This is a genomic window from Bacillus hominis (genome assembly GCF_030348325.1).
In the GTDB taxonomy this organism is placed as follows: Bacteria; Bacillota; Bacilli; order Bacillales; family Bacillaceae_G; genus Bacillus_A; species Bacillus_A hominis.
The window spans coordinates 227,882-249,508 of the sequence record NZ_JAUCFS010000003.1 but is presented as its reverse complement, the minus strand read 5'-3'; the positions used below and the strand labels follow the sequence as shown (position 1 = coordinate 249,508).

Sequence of the window (21,627 nt, the reverse complement as noted above, 5' to 3'; positions counted from 1 at the left end):
ATCACATCGCTATCAAATTAAAAAATTGATTGTTCCCCAAAACGAAAAAATGAGCTGAATGGTCATAAATAATTGTAGAGAGATAAAAAATTTTGTTTAGGGGGGACTTCATAAGCTTAGCTTGATAGCGATGTGGCGGTACCCCTACTTCAAAATGTTATCTCAAACTTTTTGACACATTGTTTTCCATAGAAATCACGCTACTTCAAAAGGTGTACCCTTTGATACAGAAATAATTTACATGAAATTATTGTAATTTTATATAAATTATTTAAAATATAACATTTATGTATTAATGATATTCAATTCATTTTATAGGATCCACAATGGTGATATTCAGTCTTTGTACAATTGGAGTATTAAGTAATGTAGTGAAAATAATGAATGGCACTGCAAAAATATATAACTATGTATTATTTGTATTTATCTTACCAGCAATAATTTATTATTTATAAGCTTCTTATCAAGAAGGAAAAAACACTAGCTTAATGACAGTGTTTTTTCCTTTATAATCTATGGAGCAATATATTTTATTTAGGCAAAAAGAGGTTATTATGATTAAAAAAAATAGAATAGGCACAATTATATCGATAATAATACCGGTTTTATTGATTTTATCTATCGTTAATGTTCCATACAAAATTATTATAACTGAATTTTTTGGAGTCTCTATACTTTTACCTGTATTTCTTTGTCCAATTGGATTTATCCTAGCTATATTTTCCTATCAAGTAGATAAAAATATCAGAGCGAAAATCGGGATAATATTAAATGTGGTAGTATTTTTGATTCCTTTTATTTGGGTGATTGGAAGAATTATGTAGTTGAAATGTATTCCGGCATATCTCCTATATCACTAAATCTATGAAGAAATAAAAAAGGAAGAGAATTTTTATAATTCTCTTCCCTTTTTATTTACGAGAAATTTCGTTTTCAATTGTTGTTTAGTATTTCGAAAAATGCTGTAGAATTTTTCTCTATCATTATAACAGTATAAAGGTTGGTTCTAAGATGCAATATTGCATATAGGAGTGTATTGATATCAACATAATCGCTTACCACCATGAAAACATAAAGCTGCATCACATCTTAACACATAAGTAGAGGAGGAAATAACATGGAAATCGCAATGGCAATTTTGAAATTTGTAAGTGGAGTTCTACCATTCGTAGCAGAACTTTTAAAAGCAGTAATGTAAGTTCATTATTACGCAATTATTAGGAATAACTTTTCATACAAATGATCTGTATATCAAAGATGAATTGATGTGCAGATCATTTGTATGAACAAACTTTAAACAAGAAAAAGAATTCCAGAATCTTAAGGAATTCTTTTTTTATGCGTAATTATAAATTTAATATTTTTTACAAATGATCTTAATTTTATTAACTAAACAAAAAAAACATACTACGTATGCCTTATTGTTTAGTTCAATATTGTTTGAACAGTAAGTAACCTTTCTCTTAACTATTTTTTAAAAAATAGCATGACTTAATCATTTTCATTAAGAGGTACAGCCACATATCAATCAACTTAAGATATATCTTTATATAAAGGTAACGTTTTTTAAGTAGTTTTTCATTACCTTTTACGGATATTTTAAATTAAATTCCACAGATGTAGATAATGTTATTTTTTCTAAAAAATGTTATCATTCTATTTGTCATAAAAAACTCACATTTAATGTGATAAAAAATTGAGGGGTTGGACTAACATGATCAGTGACTTAAAAAAAGAAGCCTTATCTTCAATAAGGGGCAATTGGGGATTAGGAGTAGGAGTAACGCTTCTTTATTATGGAATTCCTGCAATTGGTATGTTTATAATTGGATGTTTAATATTTATGCTGTTTAGCTTAATTATTGGAATGATAGATCCCGATAGTTTTGTAGAGTACTCGGTAACAGGAGAAGCAATAGCTGACTCATCAGCCGTCTTTTTTCTAGGACTTGCTACTGTAATTATGTGGGCTATTATATTTATTATTTATATTGCTACACAAAGCATTATGGGTTACGGCTATAATAATTTCACTTTGCGTTTAGCAAAAAAAGAATCTACTACAATTAGTGATTTATTTGAAGGATTTAAGAAAAATAATTTATTTAGATCTTTGAAGTTAGGTATCTTGCAGACTATACTTATCCTTTTGTGGAGTTTATTATTAATTGTTCCAGGTATTATAAAATTTTTCTCTTATTCTATGGCGTACTATATTTTAATAGAAAATCCAGAATATACAGCAAGTGAAGCGATTAAAAAAAGTAAAGAAATGATGCAAGGACATAAATTAGATTTATTCATAACATGGTTGAGTTTTATCGGATGGTTTATTTTAGGTTCTTTGGTAGGAATATTTACACTAAATATCCCATACCTTTGGATTAATCCATATTACACTACAACAATATCGCACTTCTACTTAAATTTATCTAAAAGGGAAAATAATATGGAAGAACTAAGAGTTAACTAGAAGCATCTGTTAGTTTGAATTAATTTAGAATTAATAATAGCTTACATATCTTCTCTAATGGAGTAGCACCACATATCCATCAACTTAAGCATTTTGGTTATTCTTAAAGTTAAAGGCAAGTTAATGTTCTCTTATATTAATAAGAATATTAACTTGCTTTTTAGATTTCAGTATAAATTATTTATGGTTTTATTGTATTGTTAGCTTTATAATATCCAAATTTATCACCTAGTTTTATAATTCAAGCACCTATTAATAGGAAAAAAGAATATTTTATACATTGGTTTTCTTCTAGAAATCCATTTAGACTAGTCATGATGAATAATCCTTTTAGTATTTTGTAATTAATTTACAGAATAAATAAAACATGAATTTTGCCCATGTTTTAAACCATATGTATATTGGAGGAAGCTAATTTGATTTTTTCAAAACTCATTGATCGATACGCCTTGTATGATTTGCATAAAAAAAGAAGTGCAGAGTTTCAGTATGCTTCTCTTTCTAACACCTCACTAAGTGTAAAGGACATAGATTCCTTTTATAAAGTAACACCATATGACATTCATTTTGACATGAAGCATTCACAACAGGAAAAGGAATACTTAGTTGGACACTTCAAATATAAAAGTTCAGTTCAATCTGGTGATTCATGCAACGACTCTGTAACTGGAGAAGTATACTTACATAAAAATGAAGATACACCTCATGTCATCTTTGTTCATGGTTGGCGAATGGATTCTAACGAACGTGTAAAAAAAATATTTCACGACCATATGAACAGCTTGAGCTGGAATATGTATTATTTCACTCTACCCTATCATTTTGAAAGAGAACCTGAACAATCCCTTTTCAGTGGAGAATACATGGTAAGTGCCCATATTGAACGAACTGTACAAGCAACTAGACAAGCGGTAGCTGATTTACGAACTTTGATCAAATGGATTAAAGCAAATAAAAAAGGTCCCCTGATTCTAATAGGAATCAGTTTAGGTGGGTTTATTACTAACCTAACAGCTCTTGTTGAACCAGAGATTGATGTATTAGCATCCATTTTCTACGCGAATCGACTTTCTTATTCTATTTGGAAGACAAATCCAGGTAAGTTTATTAAAGAAGACTTGGAACACCATGGTGTAACTTATGATGATTTAATAGATTATTGGAAAATCACTGAACCGAGTCAAGCATTACCAAAAGTAAAAAAAGAAAATATTTTATTAATTTCAGGTAAGCACGATCTATACGTACATTCTGAGGACACGGACTACTTGTGGAAATCCTGGGAAAGACCTACGCGATATATTTATACATGCGGACATGCTGGGATTGTTCTTAAACGTAAAAAAATTGCAACTGATACTATCAATTTTATTCAGAATCGATTGAACTACCCACACTTCCCCAATGACATGCCTTAAAGTGGGAGATTACTAAGTACAGAATCTTATTGAACTCTATTTCATTAGGTTCTCTCCGTATTTCCTACGTTTAAGAGACGAATAGCTTCGTCTCTTAAGTTTAGTCCAGCGGTAATCTCTTTGCCGTGATGTTTACTCCAAGAAGGGAAATCCACACCAAATGATATTATTTAAGACATTCATGTTAAGTATTTTCAGCCTTTAAAATATTGTGTAGTTTTTCAGCAAACTCTTGATGAAGCTCTGAATTGTAGGCCCCATGATGCCCTGGAAACTCCAAAAACTTTGTTCCTAATAGTTCTGTTAGTACGACCGAGCACCGGTAAGCAAAAAATTCTCGTGATGCACTTCCGCCAGCTGGAAGCACTTGCATGGGTGAAAGTTTTAATCTAGCCTTCAATGCATCAATAGCTAGCGAATAGTTTACTATCCCGGGAATTTCATGCTCAACAAAGTACGTTGAATTACTTAAAAGACGTTCTGTTTTCCCATCCTTCGAGTGGCCACAATTATTAGTATCCACTTCTGAAATTGATAGTAACTTTACAACCTCATTTCGATGATTCTCCTTAAGATATTCCAAGAATTGTTTTGCCTGTACAAGCTCATTGTCATATAAAAGTTGCAATAAAACCGGTTCGTGTGGGATAATCATCCGAATCTGTCCCGGATGTCGTATGCATAAATCGAGTCCGATGACAGCACCAGAGCTACTTCCAAATACGTACGCTGGTTCATCGGTCAGTTTAGCTAGTAGGCGGTGAGCATCATCACTGTGTGTCTCTACTTGATAATCCTCAGTTCGATTAGCTAGATTACTACGAGAATGGCCACGTCGATCGTAAGTAACAACAGTATACCGGTCAGCACGATAATTGGCGACATTATGAAACTTATCAGCATCACCACCTCCACCATGGATTAAAAGAAAGAGCGGACCTGCACCTTGTACCTCATAATAGATGTTTGCTCCAGGTACTTGCAATGTTCCATTTTTTACTACGCTCATTTGTAGATCTTCCTTTCTTCTGTCATCTCCCTTAACCTTACACGATTGGCGAATGGTATAAAATATAAGGATTAACTATGAAACAAACTCGCCATATGAAAAGGCGTTACTCATCATTTCACCAGTGGCTCCTTTTTATTGACATAAATTATTGTAGTTTAAAGATTAACCCTCCTTATGCAATATTACATATAAAAATCTTTATTGGGTCTGTTATAATTTTAAGAGTAAATTATTCATCCATTAATTTACTCTATCCATATCTATAGTTATGGAAACCCTAATTACATAAAAAAAGAGAGAAGGACATTGGTGGGTTCTTCTCTTTTTTTATTTACTAAAGATTACTATTCAAAGTGCTTATTGCAATTGCTTTAAGCTGAATTTTAAATTATAAATTCTGATTTTCATACTTCTTCACGAGTCGATAAAAAGAAAAGAGTATCTGCTCCTTCAAAAATAAGTTATAAAAGAGTTTTGTTTTCCTGTAACACATTATCTATCCTGCTATTCGCAATCAGTACGCTCCCGTACTGATTAAAGTTTCACTTTATAACCTGTTTGCAATATTTACACGTACCACGCCTCCGATAATAGTAAGCAATCGTAGCACCAAACAGAGCCACTCCCCAAATTGGCCATAATAACTCTGGACCTTCCAATGCCCATCCCCTATGATCTAGACCCCCTTTATTAATAAACCCCCGGATGTACATCAAACCTGCTGAAGTAACCATAATGGAAACCAGTGAAGCAGGAATAATTGCTAATGACAGAGGTACACGCCTACCAGCAATAAATGGAAACCAACGCGGGAAAATTTCTCCCCAGGGCTGAATAAGTCCCAGCGTAAGAATTGCCCCTCCGAGCGCTACGGTAGCTAAAGATGCGCCCATTAACCAAATTCCGGGTGAATCACGTTCAAAGGAATCAAGTAATTCTTTGGTAGTTCCCAGTGGAATGCCTAGCGCCCAACACCATCTTGTTATGGAATAACAGATAGGAATTATTATGGCAATGTAAGTGCACCATTTCCCCCAAGATGCTGCCGAGGATTGTGATGTCCATTTAGAGGGATTACTATTTCGGCCACAATACGGACAAGCATTTCGTGTTTGACGTTGATAGACTAAAGCAGTCGCACTCCATAGAAATGCTCCTAGCATACTAATATATTGATTTATAATCGTCCAATACATCATCTGTTCAAAAAATTTCACTCCATGCGGAAAATCAAATGGCGCTCCAATCAAAAAGATAAATCCATATGCTGCAGACGCTAAAACACGGTAGTCAATAACTGCAAATAATAGAATCGTTACTAACATATACACAAATATGAGTAATACTATTCGTAACAGGCTCTTGCCCCAGCCACGAATCATCATGACAGCTACAATGATCCCAATTAATCCAAAGCCAACCATTATAGGTGCACCAGTCTCAGGCCTCAAACCAGCTAGCATTGAGTATTCAGATTGTGGATCCCCTATTCCAAATGGAAACCCCTTTCCTCCCAACGCCCAATACTGACCTAATATCAAATACATCAACGACCAAACAACCGCCGTATAACCAATCCATTTAGGCCATAATGATAACCATCTAAAAATATGAATTCCGTTTTCGCTTTTCCTCTCAGTATTTGACATCGCGAAAGAACAACTCCTTTTTTAGAAAGTAATAATGCTAGAGCCTTCTACAATATTTACACTGCCCTCGCCTCCTTTGACAGTATGAAATAGTCGCTAGCCCTAATGCTATTCCCCATGGAAGCCAAAATAGTGATGGACCTAATTCTCCCCAATTTCCAGTATTGATGGAACCGTCCAAAATTTTTGAAATGATAATCGGACTTATTTTTAATCCTGCAAGAATGAGGAGAACAGATGCACATGTTGCTGGTATCACTGCGAACCAAATAGGAACACGTTTGCCACCCAAATAATAGAACCAATGAGGAAAATTTTCTCCCCATTTTTGGATAAGCCCCAATGTCAGAATAGCACCGCATATGGGTAATCCACCCAGAACAGCCTCTACCATACGTTCTGCAAGTGACTGGCTACTAATCGTCATTGCTGCTGTATTGCTCATCCCCAATGGAATCCCTGCAGCCCACGTTAAACGAACAATCGCATAAGGAAGTGCCATAACGATAGGGAATCCTGCGCCTCCTAAAGCCCAATAAGCTCCCATAAACCCGTAAGATATGGACCAAACTGCAGTTATATAGGCAATCCACCGATTCCAATTTGATAGCAAAAAATCCCGCTTTTCCACCCTGTCTTTCAATGTACCTTGTGAATCGTGATCTTTCGACCGTCGTATATGATTTAACTTAAAAACCATATTCTTCAACTCCCCAGTGTATATTGATGAATAAGTTCATATTATGATAAGAAAGTTAATTTGAAACGGACCTCCAGAACTGTTTATAAACAGTTCTGGAGGTCCGTTTAGAAAAGAAATTCCATAATCACAGTTGTAAGGTAACAACCTGGAAATATTGAGCAATAAAAATACCAATTCCGCATAATGGAATTGGTACGAAAAATCTTCTAATCTATATTAATTACCTTCTTTCTCTATAGAATTATACTTGTGTTACACAAACTCACTATTATGTTCATATTTATTTTTTAAAATAAACAGCACCAAAATTTTCATTAAATCTCTTACACCAAATAGAAACTGAACCATATACACTTACATCTACCCCTTCAGGAATTTCGTAGTTTTGGTCTCCTTTATTTCCCTTTAATTTTCCCAATTCAATATACTGATAGTTTTTCACGTCTTCATTATTTTTCAAACGATTCGTAGGAACTAATACAACTCGCACATCCGGCCCATTAGATGTTGCAAAATTAGAAAGTCTTAAAACACGTTTTCCATCTGCTAATTGATGAATTTTTGCCGTTCCAGTTGTTTCATGGACACCGTTTTGAAACTGTCCTTCACTTATTACTCGATCACTCTGTTGCTTTGCTTCAGTTGATTGTACCTCGGTTTGTGGCAATGCTTCATTCACGTGCTTATCAATAAATAATTTCTCTGGTCGGAACAATGACCATAAAATCCCCATTACAATTATCAAACCACCTATAAACCATACATATTTTCTTTTCATAAAGTAAAAAACCTCCTGTAACATACTGTGTAGTAATATGTTAGCAAGAAGGTCTTTCACTTTTATAACATAAATGTTACAAAAGTCTTTCAGCCGTCTTATTTTTTTCTGATACAATGGGAAGCGTAATCCAAAATTTCCTTCCCTGCTTGCCGTCTGTGCGATCCCTCACAACACGTTCTTCCTTGTGCATTTCAATCAATAATTCTGCAATATCTAATCCAAGTTCAGGAGATTACTTGCAAGAGTCTTAGAATTTTTGTATCAAAACCATGAACAGTATAGTAGGAGCTATTCAGGAAACTAAAAAAGAGCAGTTATTGACAAGCCCCCCTAAAGGGGGTGGGCTTTCCCGTTCGGAAAATCTGTAAAGAAAGGTATTACTTTTGAATTGTACAAATAGGGAGAGTAACTTCAACTGTTGTTCCTTTATTTACTTCACTCTCAATACATATCTTTCCTTGATGTGTTTCGATAATTTTATAACAGACCATTAATCCTAAGCCAATCCCCTCTTCTTTAATACTGTAAAAAGGTTCTCCTAGATATGGTATACGTTCTTTTGGAATCCCACATCCTTGATCGATAAAGCGAATGCTTATTTGATCATTATCAAGTTTATCAATTTGAATCAATATTTCTCCTCCAATTGACATGGATTCAATTGCATTTTTCAAAATATTAACAAATACTTGTTTTAATTGATTTCCTTCACATGGAATCAATGGAATACCAGGTATAAAATTTGTTCTAATTTGTATATTATTCATCAATGCTTGAGGTTGTAGTAGCATTAAAACTTGATCCATTAATACACTAATATCATTAGGTTGTATCTTTACCACCTGTGGTTTGGCCACCGCCATAAATTCATTTGTAATACTTTCTATACGCTCAATCTCTGACGATACTATATTTATATAACCCTGATTATTCTCATTTTCCGTTAATTTTAGTAATTGCATAAACCCTTTCATTGCGGTTAATGGATTATTAATTTCATGAGCCATTGCAGTCGCTAATTGTCCTACGACAGCAAGTTTTTCAGATTTTCGTAGTAATTCTTCTGTTTTTAGCCGTTCAGTGATATCACGAGAAATACTTAGGAAAACTTCTTTACCATTTAAGTTAAAAATACGGACACCAAACTCAGTTGTTATTATTTTTCCTGTTGGAAAAGCATATTCATCTTGCAAAGTGAAGGAAGTTTGTCCCTCTCTAATTTTTTCTAACAACCTTACAATCATTGGTGAATCTTGTGGTACAGCATTTGGAAACGGTAACGAGAGCAGTTCTTCTCTACTATATCCAAATCTTTTACAACCAACAGGGTTTACCTCAATAAATCGACTTGGAACACGATCCTCATTCAGCTCTACTACATATACTGCGTCAGTTGCTTGTTCGATTAGTGCACGGTACTTCATTTCACTATCTCTTAATTGTTGGTGTAATCGATGCCGTTCTCTTTCTGCTTGTTTTCTTTCAGAGATGTCTCTACATATTGCTGATAAAGCTATCACATTTCCTCTTACATCTAGTATAGGAGAAACCGTCAGACTGACATCAAGAAGACTTCCATCGCTACGTTGTCTAACAGTTTCTAATCTAGTAACTATGGATTCTCTTGTTAGAATTTTCTGAATATTTCTGAGTGATTCATCCATTAAGAAATCTGGTACACAAGGTAATCTCTCACCTATGATTTCGTTTGATGACCACCCAAATATATTTTCATAAGCTTTATTGGCTTGTAAAATATGCCCTTCTCGATCAGATATGGTAATGGCATCTACATTATGCTTGATAAATGATTCCAGTAATTCTTTGGTAGCTCTTAATTCTGATTCTACCTTTTTCCTTTCGGTTATATCGACTGTAGAACCAACAACTTCAATAACTTGTCCATTTCGTTTAATCGGCCTAAGCGCAATAAGAATAATAGTTTTATCATTCGGCCAGGGTAATTCAAATATAATTTCTTTCCCTTCCCACGCCTGAAGATAATACTTCATTAATTGTGGAACTAAATGGGGAGGAATAATAGAAGCATCAATAGTACGTAAACTTTTTCCTACCACCCGTTCAGAATAAATTCCGTTTTGATAATAAAACTGTCCATCACACAAAGTGTGTATAAAATGTTTATCCACTTTTTTAAATTTAAAGATACCCCCTTGAAGCTCATGTAAGGTATCTTTGAGTTCTTGCTTCGTTTTTTTAAATTCCCGATTCATTTTAGATAAGTCCTGTGTTAAATAATACAATCTCTGGTAGGCTTCCATAAGAAATAGTCCAATTAAAAGTCCTAAAGCTATATATAATAAGCCTTCAGTGTAAAGTAATGCATTATTAAAGAATACACCAACTAACCATTTTATTCCGACAAAAACAGAAAAATATAAAGATGCACTTTTAAAAGGATGAAGGTTTTTAAAATATGTTTTAAAAGTAGCAAATAAGATACCCATACCTAAATAAGCAATCACAGGAGGTTCCCAATACCCTCCAATGTAAAAGATGCGCATTATAATAATGCTAATTAACGTAATCCAACCAGCAATGCGACCAAAGTAAATAAAAGATAGAATAAGAGGAACAACTCGAAGATCATAGGAAAATCCCATGTACGGAAAAGAAAAGAACATCAAAGTAACTGCGATGATCCCCCCATAGAATTTTTCAAAATATCGCCTGGAATGAATCGTAAACACTTGAATATATATTGCTGCGCTAACTAATAAAGAAAAAATAGATAGATTGATGAAATAGTCTTTAATAATCATGTAATGTCCCTCCTTGCATTAAGTGTATTCGACAAAAAAGCAAAAAATCCTACAAAAAATATAAACGGTTCAGGTGCAAAAAATTCAAAATACATGTAAGTAATCTCTAAATCTTGGACATACTGATACTGTTACTCTAAAAAGATGCGCAATCGGCATAAATATTGAAGAATTTGTACTTCTTACAAAGGTATTCTTCTTAAAGGATGTCGACATGAGATTAACATTTCGCAAAAAAAGTATCAAAATGCAAACCTAAACTGAGATTGATATATCAACAGACATTAACATGTTAACATTCGAAAGAATAAAAATGTTAACTTCATGTCACCCCCCCTTGATAATAAGGATAATAAGAAACTAATACTACATGGATAAACCATAGGTTTATCAGAACAAGAATTGAAATATAAAAATTTATAGAGGTTAAAAACATCAATAAATACAATGATTCCCTATTAAAATATAAAGAATGTTTCTCCATATTTTAATAAAGTATTTCGAACAAAAGGTTAATAGAACATATAGACTGTAAAGCAAAATTACATCCATTGTATCGGAGCATATTTAATAAAGTATTATAATTAACATATATAGTTTTTTGTAACATGTAACTTAGAGATCTCCAATCCACTATTAGATATACAATTAAAGATTTAATACTTCTTACAAATATATTCTTCTCGCAGAGTATTGATATGAGATTGACATTTCGCGAAGCAGGATCGAAATACATAACAGGAATGAGATTGACATATCGATAGGTATTGACATGTTAGCCGACAAAAGAATTAGAGTGTTAATCTCATGTTGACTATACTTAGCAGTAATGAAAAATAAGACATTAACAAAACATCAATAAAACTATGGCTTTATTAGGACGAAAATTGAATTGAGAAAATCCACACTAGTTAAGAATTGCGCTTTATAAATTACTGGAAGTTTCAAGTAGAAAAATCACTAAGAAATACAGACTATCAAACAAAGCAGCGCTCATTATAGTTAATTCAATCAATAAAATAATATTAATATGAGCAAAATTACTTTGTAATATACGGCTTAGAGGTTTCAAATCTATTCTTGGGCGAATAATTAAAGGATCGTTACTTTAAATATAGAAATCCTTCCTGTAAGTATTAACATGAGATTGATATTGTGCATAATTGGATTAGAATACTCATCATTAATGAGATTAACATATCAATAAACATTAACATGTTAATCCTCAGAACGATACGATTGTTAATCTCATATCAACTATTCTTGATTATTGTGACAACAAGACATTGACAAAACATCGATAGGTATATGTCCTTATTAATAAAAGCGTTAATAAACCAAGATTCACATCAGTCTTTATTACTTATAATTAGAGACTGAATAGATCCTTCTATAAAAACCTTTTTCTTTATCGCAAACACTTAGAAATTAAGCATTACAGCTATTCAACAACAAAGCGAATGGGACCTTGTAGTGTTTCAAACTACTAATAGCCAATAACTCGACTAACTATTAGAATTTAATGCTCGTATGAACCTATAATAGTTGTTATCTAAAATTACTTTACTAGTCTTGGAATCAGTTAAAAAGAGACACTGCCTCTATTAGTCAAACAGATATCCGTTCTATACTCTCAAGTGTTATTAATGAAACAGGCTCATACTGCAATTATTAATAATATGGACTCTTTTTATCGTATTTATACCTATTTTTTTGAAAGTTTAATGCTATATCCTCATAATTTATTTACAAATCGGTTATATTTACTTATCATTAATGTTATGTGAATAAAACTGTCAATCTCATAGCAACCATTTATAAGGATATGGGTGACAAAGGTACCTCATTAATCCTATATAACATTGATGCATTTCAAATCCTAGTTAACAAAACGTTTACATTTGGTGAGGATAGATAACACTTTGTCAATGTTCTGTTAACACTTTGAGCATAACATGTTAGTGTTATCTTTCATGTTAATCCCAGATAAGAAAGGGATTCCTATTAGTACCGTCGAAAAACACTTAACATATCAATCTCGCATTTCATGTTAATGTCATTTATCAGCGAAATTACATACTGCTAAGGAGGTAATACTATGATTAAGCAGGAAAATCACTCAGAACAAACCACGGTAGATGATGAGAACTCATTACACGAAGACGCTTTTGAAAAAGCCTGGCGAATAACAGAGTTTTCTAAGTTAGTAGGTAGACACCATAATACTGTTTATAATTGGTTTAATACTTTAGAAGAGAAGGGATTGCACGGGACTCTTAGAACCAATAATACAAATGAAAAGCTATATAATTCATTAGATTTAAATATAGCACTTTTCATAAAGCAGAAAAGGGATGAAAAGTGGTCTTTAGATGCCATAATCGAACTTTTACCGCATCAATTCGAACTAAGGCCAGTATCTCCTGAAAACCACTCTAACGAAATATTATCTCAATTTGATTTTCAGGACGCAGCTGAGACAATCGAAAAATTGGTGGAACAAAAGGTTCAAGCACATTTACAAAACATCGAAATACAATTTCAAGAGAAATTTGAAATTGTATTAAAAGCATTACCTCAGCCTGAAGATCCAATTGCTATGAAAGAACGCCAAAGACAAGAAAGACTGGATAACATAATAATTGAACATAGAGCTCGTAAAGAATTAAGAAGACAAGCTGAAAAACTCTGGAATGAAAAACCTGAGGAAGAGCGTATGAAAAAAGTTGGTTGGTTTAAAAAAGAGGAAGATTTAGCAAAAAAACACCTATTTATAGAGAATTATTTAAACGAAAATATGATAGAGTACATGAAATCTATTATGACATCCGAATAAAAAAGAGGCCCGGGATATTCCCAGGCCTCTTTTTTATTATTTTGATGTACCAAACATTTTGTCTGGATCCATAAATGCAGCTAATTCTTCATCATTCTCAGCATCTGCTGATGGTTCCTCATTACTAGTTCCCATATCGATGTAATCACCAAAATTAATACTGAAATCATCGTCTTGATCTTGCATTTCAATTGTACTAATTTGAGATTTTTTAAACTGAATTTGATTTTGCTTCTCTTTAAATTCATTGAATTCTTCAACTAAACCCTTAGACAAACGGGACGGTAATGCATCAGTTTTATAGAACGTATACACACTGCCCATAAAATCATTTTTACTAATTAAATACCCATTAAATACCGTACCGTTGATTGGTAATGTATTCGTAACTTCTACTTTTGCATCATCCATAAATGAATCATCAATATTCTTTTGTTCGTCTAGAATTGCAAGCATTCCAAAATGATGCACCTTAGAGGCCTCCAACTCACCATCATCGTTCTTTTTCACTAATTCTATAGGATGGTGGAAAGAGCTTCCTTTCAACGATTCTGAGAACATATCTACTATTTCTTTACTATTTTCAATTTGATTCATATTGCGAGAAATTTTATTAATAACTAGACAACCAGTTTTCTCTAATAAAATACGTTTAAAGTCCTGTGAATCTAAAATAACAGATGTTCCTGCGCCATTAGAAGCTGTATTTAATTCATGGATGATTTCACCAATGCGCTGATTTGCATAGTCTCGTGAATTAGCAATACCTTTTTTCTCATTTTCGTTTAATCCCTTAAATTCATCATAGAAATGTTGGTTATCTGCGAAAACAACGAATGCAACACCTTTTGCTGGGTCATTTGCTAACTTCCAAATCTCTTGAGAGAATTTATTTACTTGTCTTAGTACATCAGGCCCATCAGCTCTTACAGGCAGTGTTACAACAATACCCATTTTAATAAAATCTTTACGTTCAATTGCATTATTGAATGCAATTTTTGCATACTTTTGTTGATTTGCTATTAATTCCTCTCTAGGAATTTTCATTGCCATACTTTTAAGTTCTTCAGCGATTATAGGTTTATTATGAAAAGCCGAGAATTCTTCAATTGCTTTAATGATTGTAGAAGTACCTGTTCCACCGCCTAAACCAGCAAAAAATAGTACCAATTCATCTGTTGGTCTTACACGCTCTGTGATGAATTCTTTTAACTTTTCTTTCGCTTCATCATTTGATTCTAGTACTTTTACAGCACGTTCTGGATTCTTCCCTAGTCCCCCTAATTTTAGTGATACTTGGTTACTTGTTGGTACGTTTTTTAATTCGGCTAAATCACCATCGTTACTATTTAGGGCAAGACAGTTGTACACAGATGTTCCATCCGTATGCTTATATTCAGCAAATTTATCTACCATTCTAGTTCCAGCCTGACCAAAACCAACCATTGTCATTTTTACTGCTACTTCGTTTTTAAGAAAGTTCTTCGCCATTATTTTATCTCTCCTTTTTCTTATCTATTCGTTTCTTTACGTTTTCCAAGTTCAATTAACACCTGCTGCCCTCTAATTGTTGAGATTAAAAATTTATAAGGGTGCATAATTTTTTCAGTTATTAATGACATTGAAGATAATGTACTAACACTTACTTCCGCTGATCTTCTTGATATGTTGGTTCGTTCAACCTCTAATGAGTATGATTTTCCCTTTAATTTCTTAACTCTCCTATCAATTACAACATTACCTACTATTTCATTTATTGAGATGCCTCTCATATATTTCGTCTCTTGGTATTGTTTATTTACCTCAGATCCTATGTAATGAAATACATTATAAAGTATTTCGTCCTCTTCAAGAATGTCTGCAAACATGTTCACAACTTCATCAGGAAATTTAATTACTTTATACTTTTCGCTCAATACCTCGTTCAAGTTGCCTCCCCCTTAAAACGTTGGTTAATTATTCCTACGAATATATTACATTAATATAAGACGTATATCAAGTGATTATATATAGAACTTACATATAAAGCGTATAAGTATTAAAGTTAGTTAAAATGTTGATATATCAACATGAATTCATACAGCGTACATACACACTGTATATAATATATATCAATTTCAGGTTTCATGTAATTAACAACACCTTCTATAAAACTATAAATTTAATATTTAATTTGACATTCTTCTGAATAATCCTTTATAAAAAATATCAAATTACAAACATTTCATGTTAAAACACTTCACAAAGCATCCATACGCTCTATTCATACACTTTATATATAAGCCGTATATATAAACCCTTTAAAATAAAGGGTTTATGGCTTCTATATCAATTTCATATCAATATATTTAACATATTTCATTTCTATACACCTTATATGTAAAACCTATACATAAAGTGTGTATGTACAGTGTGTATAAAACATACAAAAATCATTGCTCTTTTCACATCATATGGTTTGATATGAACATTTTAGTTTAATAAAGAGATCTTCGTATTCAGCTAGATTTATTAATGATTTTTCTACTATTTAAAACCATTGATAAAGGAGATCTGTCAATGTCATGTTATAAGTTCTCCTCTCAGTTATTAACTCACATAATTGCAAGTTCAATATCTCAAGTGTTAGGCTCTACACATTCACTTGTTAATCTCATATGTACACCATCTTTATAATTAACATATAGAGTCAATGTTAATAAATTCAACTAAATTTATTATATTTTTGTGTAAGTATAGATTTACTAATTGAATTATACATATTACTGTAAGCTACCAACTTAACAAAGCAATAGATACACCGAATGGCGATTAGTTCTGCTCAACAAATTGGACCTGTTGTAGAGTGACAATAAAGTTATTTAATTCACAACATAGTCATGTGAAAAATAATAAAGTTATTTAAAAATCTTTCTTTCAAGTGATCAAAAGGGGGGTTCAGAGGATATATATAGATTTACCTGCTCATGGTCGAAGTTTAATTGACGAAAGTTTCAACTCTCCAGATGATATGCTTTTAAATATTTTGAACTTTATTGATATGATAATTTCTAACCAAGCATTGTCTCTTATTGGTTTTTCATTTGGAGGATATTTGGCACAAGGTGTTTTGCACCATAGACATAAAAATGTAAAGAGTATTTGCTGGCTACTTCACTTCATTTGAAAGATAGAGATCTTCCTAAAAAAATAGTTGTTACAAAAGATGAAGATTTATTAAAAGAATTAGATTCTGATATAAGTATGGCTTTTGAAACATTGATGAATTATCAAAATAAAGAGAACCTTAACTACTTTTTAAACGAAATCCAACCCGGACAATCATTAGCTAATAAAAATTTTTAAATGTCGAATTGGAGAGAGAAAGGGTATTTTCTTTCTGAAGAACCTCTTAATGATGTAGGTACGCTTACACAACCTGCACTCATCATTCTAGGGAAACAAGATTCAATCTGTGGGTATAAAGATCACTTTTTTCTTCTAGAAAAATTTCCGAATGCTACGTTTTCTATTTTAGATGGTGCTGGTCATATGCTTCATAACAAAATTCAATAACTTTATTATCACTTTACACCTGTTGTATATTCTGGCAAGAAAGAAGAAGGGGGGATTGCTGACAAAATGGAAAGTGGCTCAGGATACATCAGAAAGTAAAGAAATATTAAATGGACTAATTTTGTACATTGGAACCGGTAAACCTAGCAATGGTTATTAAGTTTTGGTTTGAAACAAAGATGTACCGTTTATAAAAATGATGAATCGGAATTATCTACACTTTATTTTTTCTTATTGCACTAACGGGAAAGTCTAACTAGCTATTAAAGCTAAATGTTAACATTTAGCTGAAGAATCTTTAAATTTAAGGAGATTTAGATATGAAAATAGTAAATAAGATTTTAAGCGATTTTGCTAAAGTTAATGCGGGACTACATGTAAGTAATTATTATGAGCTTACTCTTTTATCAAAAAATAAGCAGGAAGGTATATATGGACTTGCAAAAATGGCTACACACGCTACTAATAATGACACAATGGAACTCATACAGTTGAAGGAATGGGAAAAAGATTTCCTTATTTATCAATACCCTGATGGGGAAGCAGCTTGGTTTGGAACAATACCATATGGATATGATTTAAATGGATTGACATCGAAGGAATATATAATAGAACAGTTATTGAATGAGTTCGAACAAGGACTAGAAGAGGTTTATTGGATTAAATTAGAAACAGAAGGTTATTATGCATGCTGTTATGAAGAATATATCTTTAAAACGGATAAGGGCATTTATTTTTTTAGTATGCAAGTCCACGATTAAAAACATAAAGACAAGACTTCTACATAGATTTTAAGCAAACATTTATATATATAAAGAGGAAACCATTTTCAAAGTGGTTTCCTCCTTTTTTGCTTACATAGACTCGATTATCATTTGTCTTTCATACCATTTTGTTAACTTATCATTAACACTGTTTGAAATCCGTTTCATTTTCTTATTACAGAATCTCGATAGTGTAGCAGGGGATAAGCCTAACTCATCTGCTATTTCGCGCATTGTTCTATTTTGATGCATATGTTGGTGCATAATTTTCTCTCTAATTAGCTCCTCAGTACTTACTGTACTATGAGTTATCGTATTTATAATCATATTATTTTCTTGCTTATCCGGAGTATCAATTACCTTTTTCTTTGCCAAACTCCCGATATTATCCATTAACTCTTTTGGTGGTAAAATGATGATTCCTAATTTTGAGTAATAATTCTTAAACCAGTTCCGTTCTCCAATTCTTGATTCATCAATTTCCTCAGCGTACTCCCAATGTGAAATAACTTTTTCTTTTTCTAAATCTATTAATACATTTTCTAATTGCTCACGAATACGGTGGGGGCGTCCCTTAGCTATATTAATCCCCATAACAGACAATAGTCCTTTTTCTCCATCAATTGAATATGGTCTTTTTAAATTACTGTACTGTTGTCGAATTCTCCATTGCCAAGATAAATAGCGAATTAGTCGCTTATGGAATTTGTGTCGATAACTATTATACTCCAATGCTTTTTTAGATAATAACGCTGTTGTGCTACTAGATCCGTATAAATACATCGACAAAAAGCTACCTGGCTTTATTCTACAAGATTCAATACCTACGTAATCATTGGTATTTTTATCTCTCCAAAGAACTACAGAATCTAAAACGAAAAGTCTTTTAATTATTTCACGTTTCATCTCAAATTGCTCACCAGTTTCTGCACGATCATTTAAAACCACGACTTCATTATCGTCATTTAAATAAATAAATATACTCGCCAAAGCAGCTATACGTTGTGCAATTTTAATTTTATCTTCTGCACGATAATACTCTATACCATTTGCTGATGCTTTTGAAATATTACACATATCTAGTACATTTTCATAGCTGAAATCAATAAAATCATCTGGAGATTTCGCTTGATTCAACCACTGTATTGTAATTGTATCTAAACAGTCTGCGGTAAGATCATCCATGTTACTAATAACACCATCGACTAGTATTGACCATCTTTCTGCTTCATTGGTGTTTACTAGCCTTAAATCTTCATCCTTGTGTGAGGATAGCTGAGCAACTCCGCTTGTATTTTTAGTTTCTAATGGTAAAACAGGTACTGCTCCTACTTCATCTTCTTCAAAGTGATTCTTGGCTATACCATCTCGTAGTTGATAATATACCGCATCATTACTTACAGGATAGTAATCCTCTTGTAGATCAATTGAATGCTCTTTTAACTTTTCAACGTCTGTATTAGATATTATAGCCGTTTCAACTTCTTCAGACGTACCTCCAAATTCTTGCTCTATTATTTTATCGAGTACATTTCGAATCTCAATTTTATATTTATCTAGATTTGCATATATGTGCAATAATGAAATCCCTTGTTCTTGTTTCTGACCTAACCAAGAGACAAGTGCTGAAAATGAAGGGGATATATTAGCTGAAGTTACTACTTTGTCATGATTTCCTTGTACTTCCTCATAATATCTATTCCACTTTTCCCATAGCTGCGTGTTCTTTTCATACATTGGAGCAGCAAGTAAAAGGGCATCGCTAAACAACACTAATACTTTCTCCATATTAAAAACCTCCTTACTAAATTCCCACCAATTAGAAATATAAATTATAGAACTTGAGACGTTATAGCTATATGGTGGCAACATAGCATATAAGTTGAAACGTTATCAGAATAATCTATATCGAGAAATGATTTATCGAACAGTATTTGTCCTATCAAGTAAACATTCTTGTACTTGTATTATATAAGACTGTACTTATTTGTAAAATTACTACTTTACACCACAATCTCCATGCGGGAAACCCATTTGGCATTAAATAGTGTAAATCATACTTTTAAAGTGAAACGTAATTGTCCCTTTTCTTACAAATGAAATAAAACATTATAGCGATATGATAACAATTACTTTCTGATCAAGAAACATCGATGAAATGTCGGTTTCATCTAAAAAATTCTGAAAGTCACTCTATACAATGATGCAAATACCTCTACTTTTATGAAACACCATAGCTGCATTGTGGCAAGTTCTATTAAAAACTTGAAACGGTTTAGCTTTATGGTGGCAAGTATATTCTCAACAAAAAATGTTAATGGATTGTCGGGTTTTATCTAACAAGAATTAACGGTATTTCATACTTCGATACGAATACCTCTACTTTTTTGAAATCCCATAGCTACATTGTGGCAAGTTCTATTAAAAACTTGAACGGTTTAGCTTTATGGTGGCAAGTATATTCTCAACAAGAAATGCCAATGGATTGTCGGGTTTCATTTAACAAGAATTAACGGTATTTCATACTTCGATACGAATACCTCTACTTTTTTGAAATCCCATAGCTACATTGTGGCAAGTTCTATTAAAAACTTGAAACGGTTTAGCTTTATGGTGGCAAGTATATTCTCAACAAAAAATACCGATGAATTGTTGGGTTTTATCTAACAATTCATCGGTATTTCATACTTCGATACGAATACCTTTACTTTTATGAAACCCTATAGCTACATTGTGGCAAGTACTATTGAAAACTTGAAACGGTTTAGCTTTATGGTGGCAAGTATGTTCTGAACAAGAAATGCTAATGGATTGTTGAATTTCATTTAACAAGAATTAACGGTATTCCATATAGCGACACGAATACCTTTACTTTTATGAAACATCATAGCTACATTGTGGCAGGTACTATTGAAAACTTGAAACGTTATAGCTATATGGTGGCAACAACTCTTTAAATATGAAACATTAACGCACTAAAATCTGTTCATATAAAAAAAATATTTTTTATTTAAATTAGTGCTAAACATTGATATAAAGCCATTCTTTAAAAAAACTAAAAAATCCCAATGAAATGCTATAGCTATATGATGGCAACAACTTTTTTTTAAAAAAACCTATGAATCCATATGTAACAAGGGTTTAGGTACATTTCAAGCGCAATGAAACATTGATTTCAAACATGAAACGGCATAGCTTTATGATGGCAACAATCTAAAAAAAACATGAAACGTATATAGCTATATGATGGCAATAATCCTTTGACGTAAATTAACATGAAAAGGCTATACCACAACATTTATGAATGAATTCTACACATTATTTAGTCATTTCAAAACTTGAAACGTTATAGCTATATGGTGGCAACAACTTTTAACCCAAAGCCCTAAAAAACCTATTATATCAAGGTTTAGGTGCTGTTTCATTAATTTCAGATACGTTTCATATTCAAAATACCTTATAGCTTTATGGTGGCCAAAAGTTTTTTTTTGTGAAACGTTGAATCCCTTGTGCCCCTAAGGCTCAAGCGACGTTTCACATTTTAGATTTTCTTCTTAAAGGGACACATTTCACCAATATTCGATTTGATATAATCAAAATTGAATTTTTATATCCTATTTAGGTAAAAACTGAAACTCATAATAAGAGGAGGT

The 21,627-nt window shown here is 32.4% G+C and carries 13 protein-coding genes and 2 pseudogenes; 6 read left to right on the top strand and 9 right to left on the bottom strand.

From position 1 onward, the window contains the following. Nucleotides 1-554: 554 nt before the first annotated feature. From QUF93_RS01575 to QUF93_RS01565, 3 genes are all read left to right on the top strand, one after another. Nucleotides 555-824, top strand: a complete 270-nt coding sequence (locus QUF93_RS01575) for a YnaG family membrane protein (protein WP_289361217.1) — start codon at nt 555-557, stop codon at nt 822-824. 890 nt (nt 825-1,714) lie between these two features. Further along, a complete protein-coding gene (locus QUF93_RS01570) occupies nt 1,715-2,473 on the top strand; it encodes a DUF975 family protein (protein ID WP_070142950.1) in 759 nt (252 codons plus the stop codon). Nucleotides 2,474-2,889: 416 nt separating this feature from the next. After that, nucleotides 2,890-3,891: an alpha/beta hydrolase gene (locus QUF93_RS01565; protein WP_289361216.1), complete on the top strand. Its 1,002-nt coding sequence runs from the start codon at nt 2,890-2,892 to the stop codon at nt 3,889-3,891. Nucleotides 3,892-4,075: 184 nt separating this feature from the next. Here QUF93_RS01565 and QUF93_RS01560 read toward each other — a convergent pair whose 3' ends face one another. From QUF93_RS01560 to QUF93_RS01535, 6 genes and pseudogenes are all read right to left on the bottom strand, one after another. After that, on the bottom strand, nt 4,076-4,900 hold the full coding sequence (locus tag QUF93_RS01560; RefSeq protein ID WP_289375168.1) for an alpha/beta fold hydrolase: 825 nt from the start codon (nt 4,898-4,900) through the stop codon (nt 4,076-4,078). 545 nt (nt 4,901-5,445) lie between these two features. Further along, nucleotides 5,446-6,552 (bottom strand): hypothetical protein, encoded by a 1,107-nt coding sequence (locus tag QUF93_RS01555; RefSeq protein WP_353050833.1) that lies wholly within the window; start codon nt 6,550-6,552, stop codon nt 5,446-5,448. A gap of 37 nt (nt 6,553-6,589) precedes the next feature. Beyond that, complete coding sequence (locus QUF93_RS01550) at nt 6,590-7,252, bottom strand: hypothetical protein (RefSeq protein ID WP_289375164.1); 663 nt, start codon at nt 7,250-7,252, stop codon at nt 6,590-6,592. A 283-nt stretch (nt 7,253-7,535) separates the two neighbouring features. Further along, nucleotides 7,536-8,033, bottom strand: a complete 498-nt coding sequence (locus tag QUF93_RS01545; protein WP_289361213.1) for a DM13 domain-containing protein — start codon at nt 8,031-8,033, stop codon at nt 7,536-7,538. Between the two features lie 76 nt (nt 8,034-8,109). Then, nucleotides 8,110-8,259 (bottom strand): annotated as a pseudogene (locus QUF93_RS01540) (sensor histidine kinase); the annotation flags it as partial. A 154-nt stretch (nt 8,260-8,413) separates the two neighbouring features. Then, complete coding sequence (locus tag QUF93_RS01535) at nt 8,414-10,819, bottom strand: PAS domain S-box protein (protein ID WP_289361212.1); 2,406 nt, start codon at nt 10,817-10,819, stop codon at nt 8,414-8,416. Nucleotides 10,820-12,917: 2,098 nt separating this feature from the next. Here QUF93_RS01535 and QUF93_RS01530 point away from each other — a divergent pair. Further along, complete coding sequence (locus QUF93_RS01530; protein WP_289375162.1) at nt 12,918-13,655, top strand: terminase gpP N-terminus-related DNA-binding protein; 738 nt, start codon at nt 12,918-12,920, stop codon at nt 13,653-13,655. Between the two features lie 36 nt (nt 13,656-13,691). Here the strand turns inward: QUF93_RS01530 and QUF93_RS01525 are convergent, their stop codons facing one another. Then, on the bottom strand, nt 13,692-15,146 hold the full coding sequence (locus tag QUF93_RS01525; protein WP_097905103.1) for an FtsZ/tubulin family protein: 1,455 nt from the start codon (nt 15,144-15,146) through the stop codon (nt 13,692-13,694). Between the two features lie 20 nt (nt 15,147-15,166). Further along, a complete protein-coding gene (locus QUF93_RS01520) occupies nt 15,167-15,583 on the bottom strand; it encodes a hypothetical protein (RefSeq protein ID WP_002150988.1) in 417 nt (138 codons plus the stop codon). A gap of 992 nt (nt 15,584-16,575) precedes the next feature. On the opposite strand from QUF93_RS01520, the pseudogene QUF93_RS01515 reads away from it, so the two are divergent. Together QUF93_RS01515 and QUF93_RS01510 are read left to right on the top strand one after the other, a co-directional pair. Further along, nucleotides 16,576-17,192: pseudogene (locus QUF93_RS01515) on the top strand (alpha/beta fold hydrolase); the annotation flags it as partial. A 338-nt stretch (nt 17,193-17,530) separates the two neighbouring features. Continuing rightward, nucleotides 17,531-17,971: a hypothetical protein gene (locus QUF93_RS01510; protein WP_289361210.1), complete on the top strand. Its 441-nt coding sequence runs from the start codon at nt 17,531-17,533 to the stop codon at nt 17,969-17,971. Nucleotides 17,972-18,064: 93 nt separating this feature from the next. On the opposite strand, the gene QUF93_RS01505 is transcribed toward QUF93_RS01510, so the two are convergent. Further along, complete coding sequence (locus QUF93_RS01505) at nt 18,065-19,762, bottom strand: helix-turn-helix domain-containing protein (protein ID WP_289361209.1); 1,698 nt, start codon at nt 19,760-19,762, stop codon at nt 18,065-18,067. Nucleotides 19,763-21,627: the final 1,865 nt, after the last annotated feature.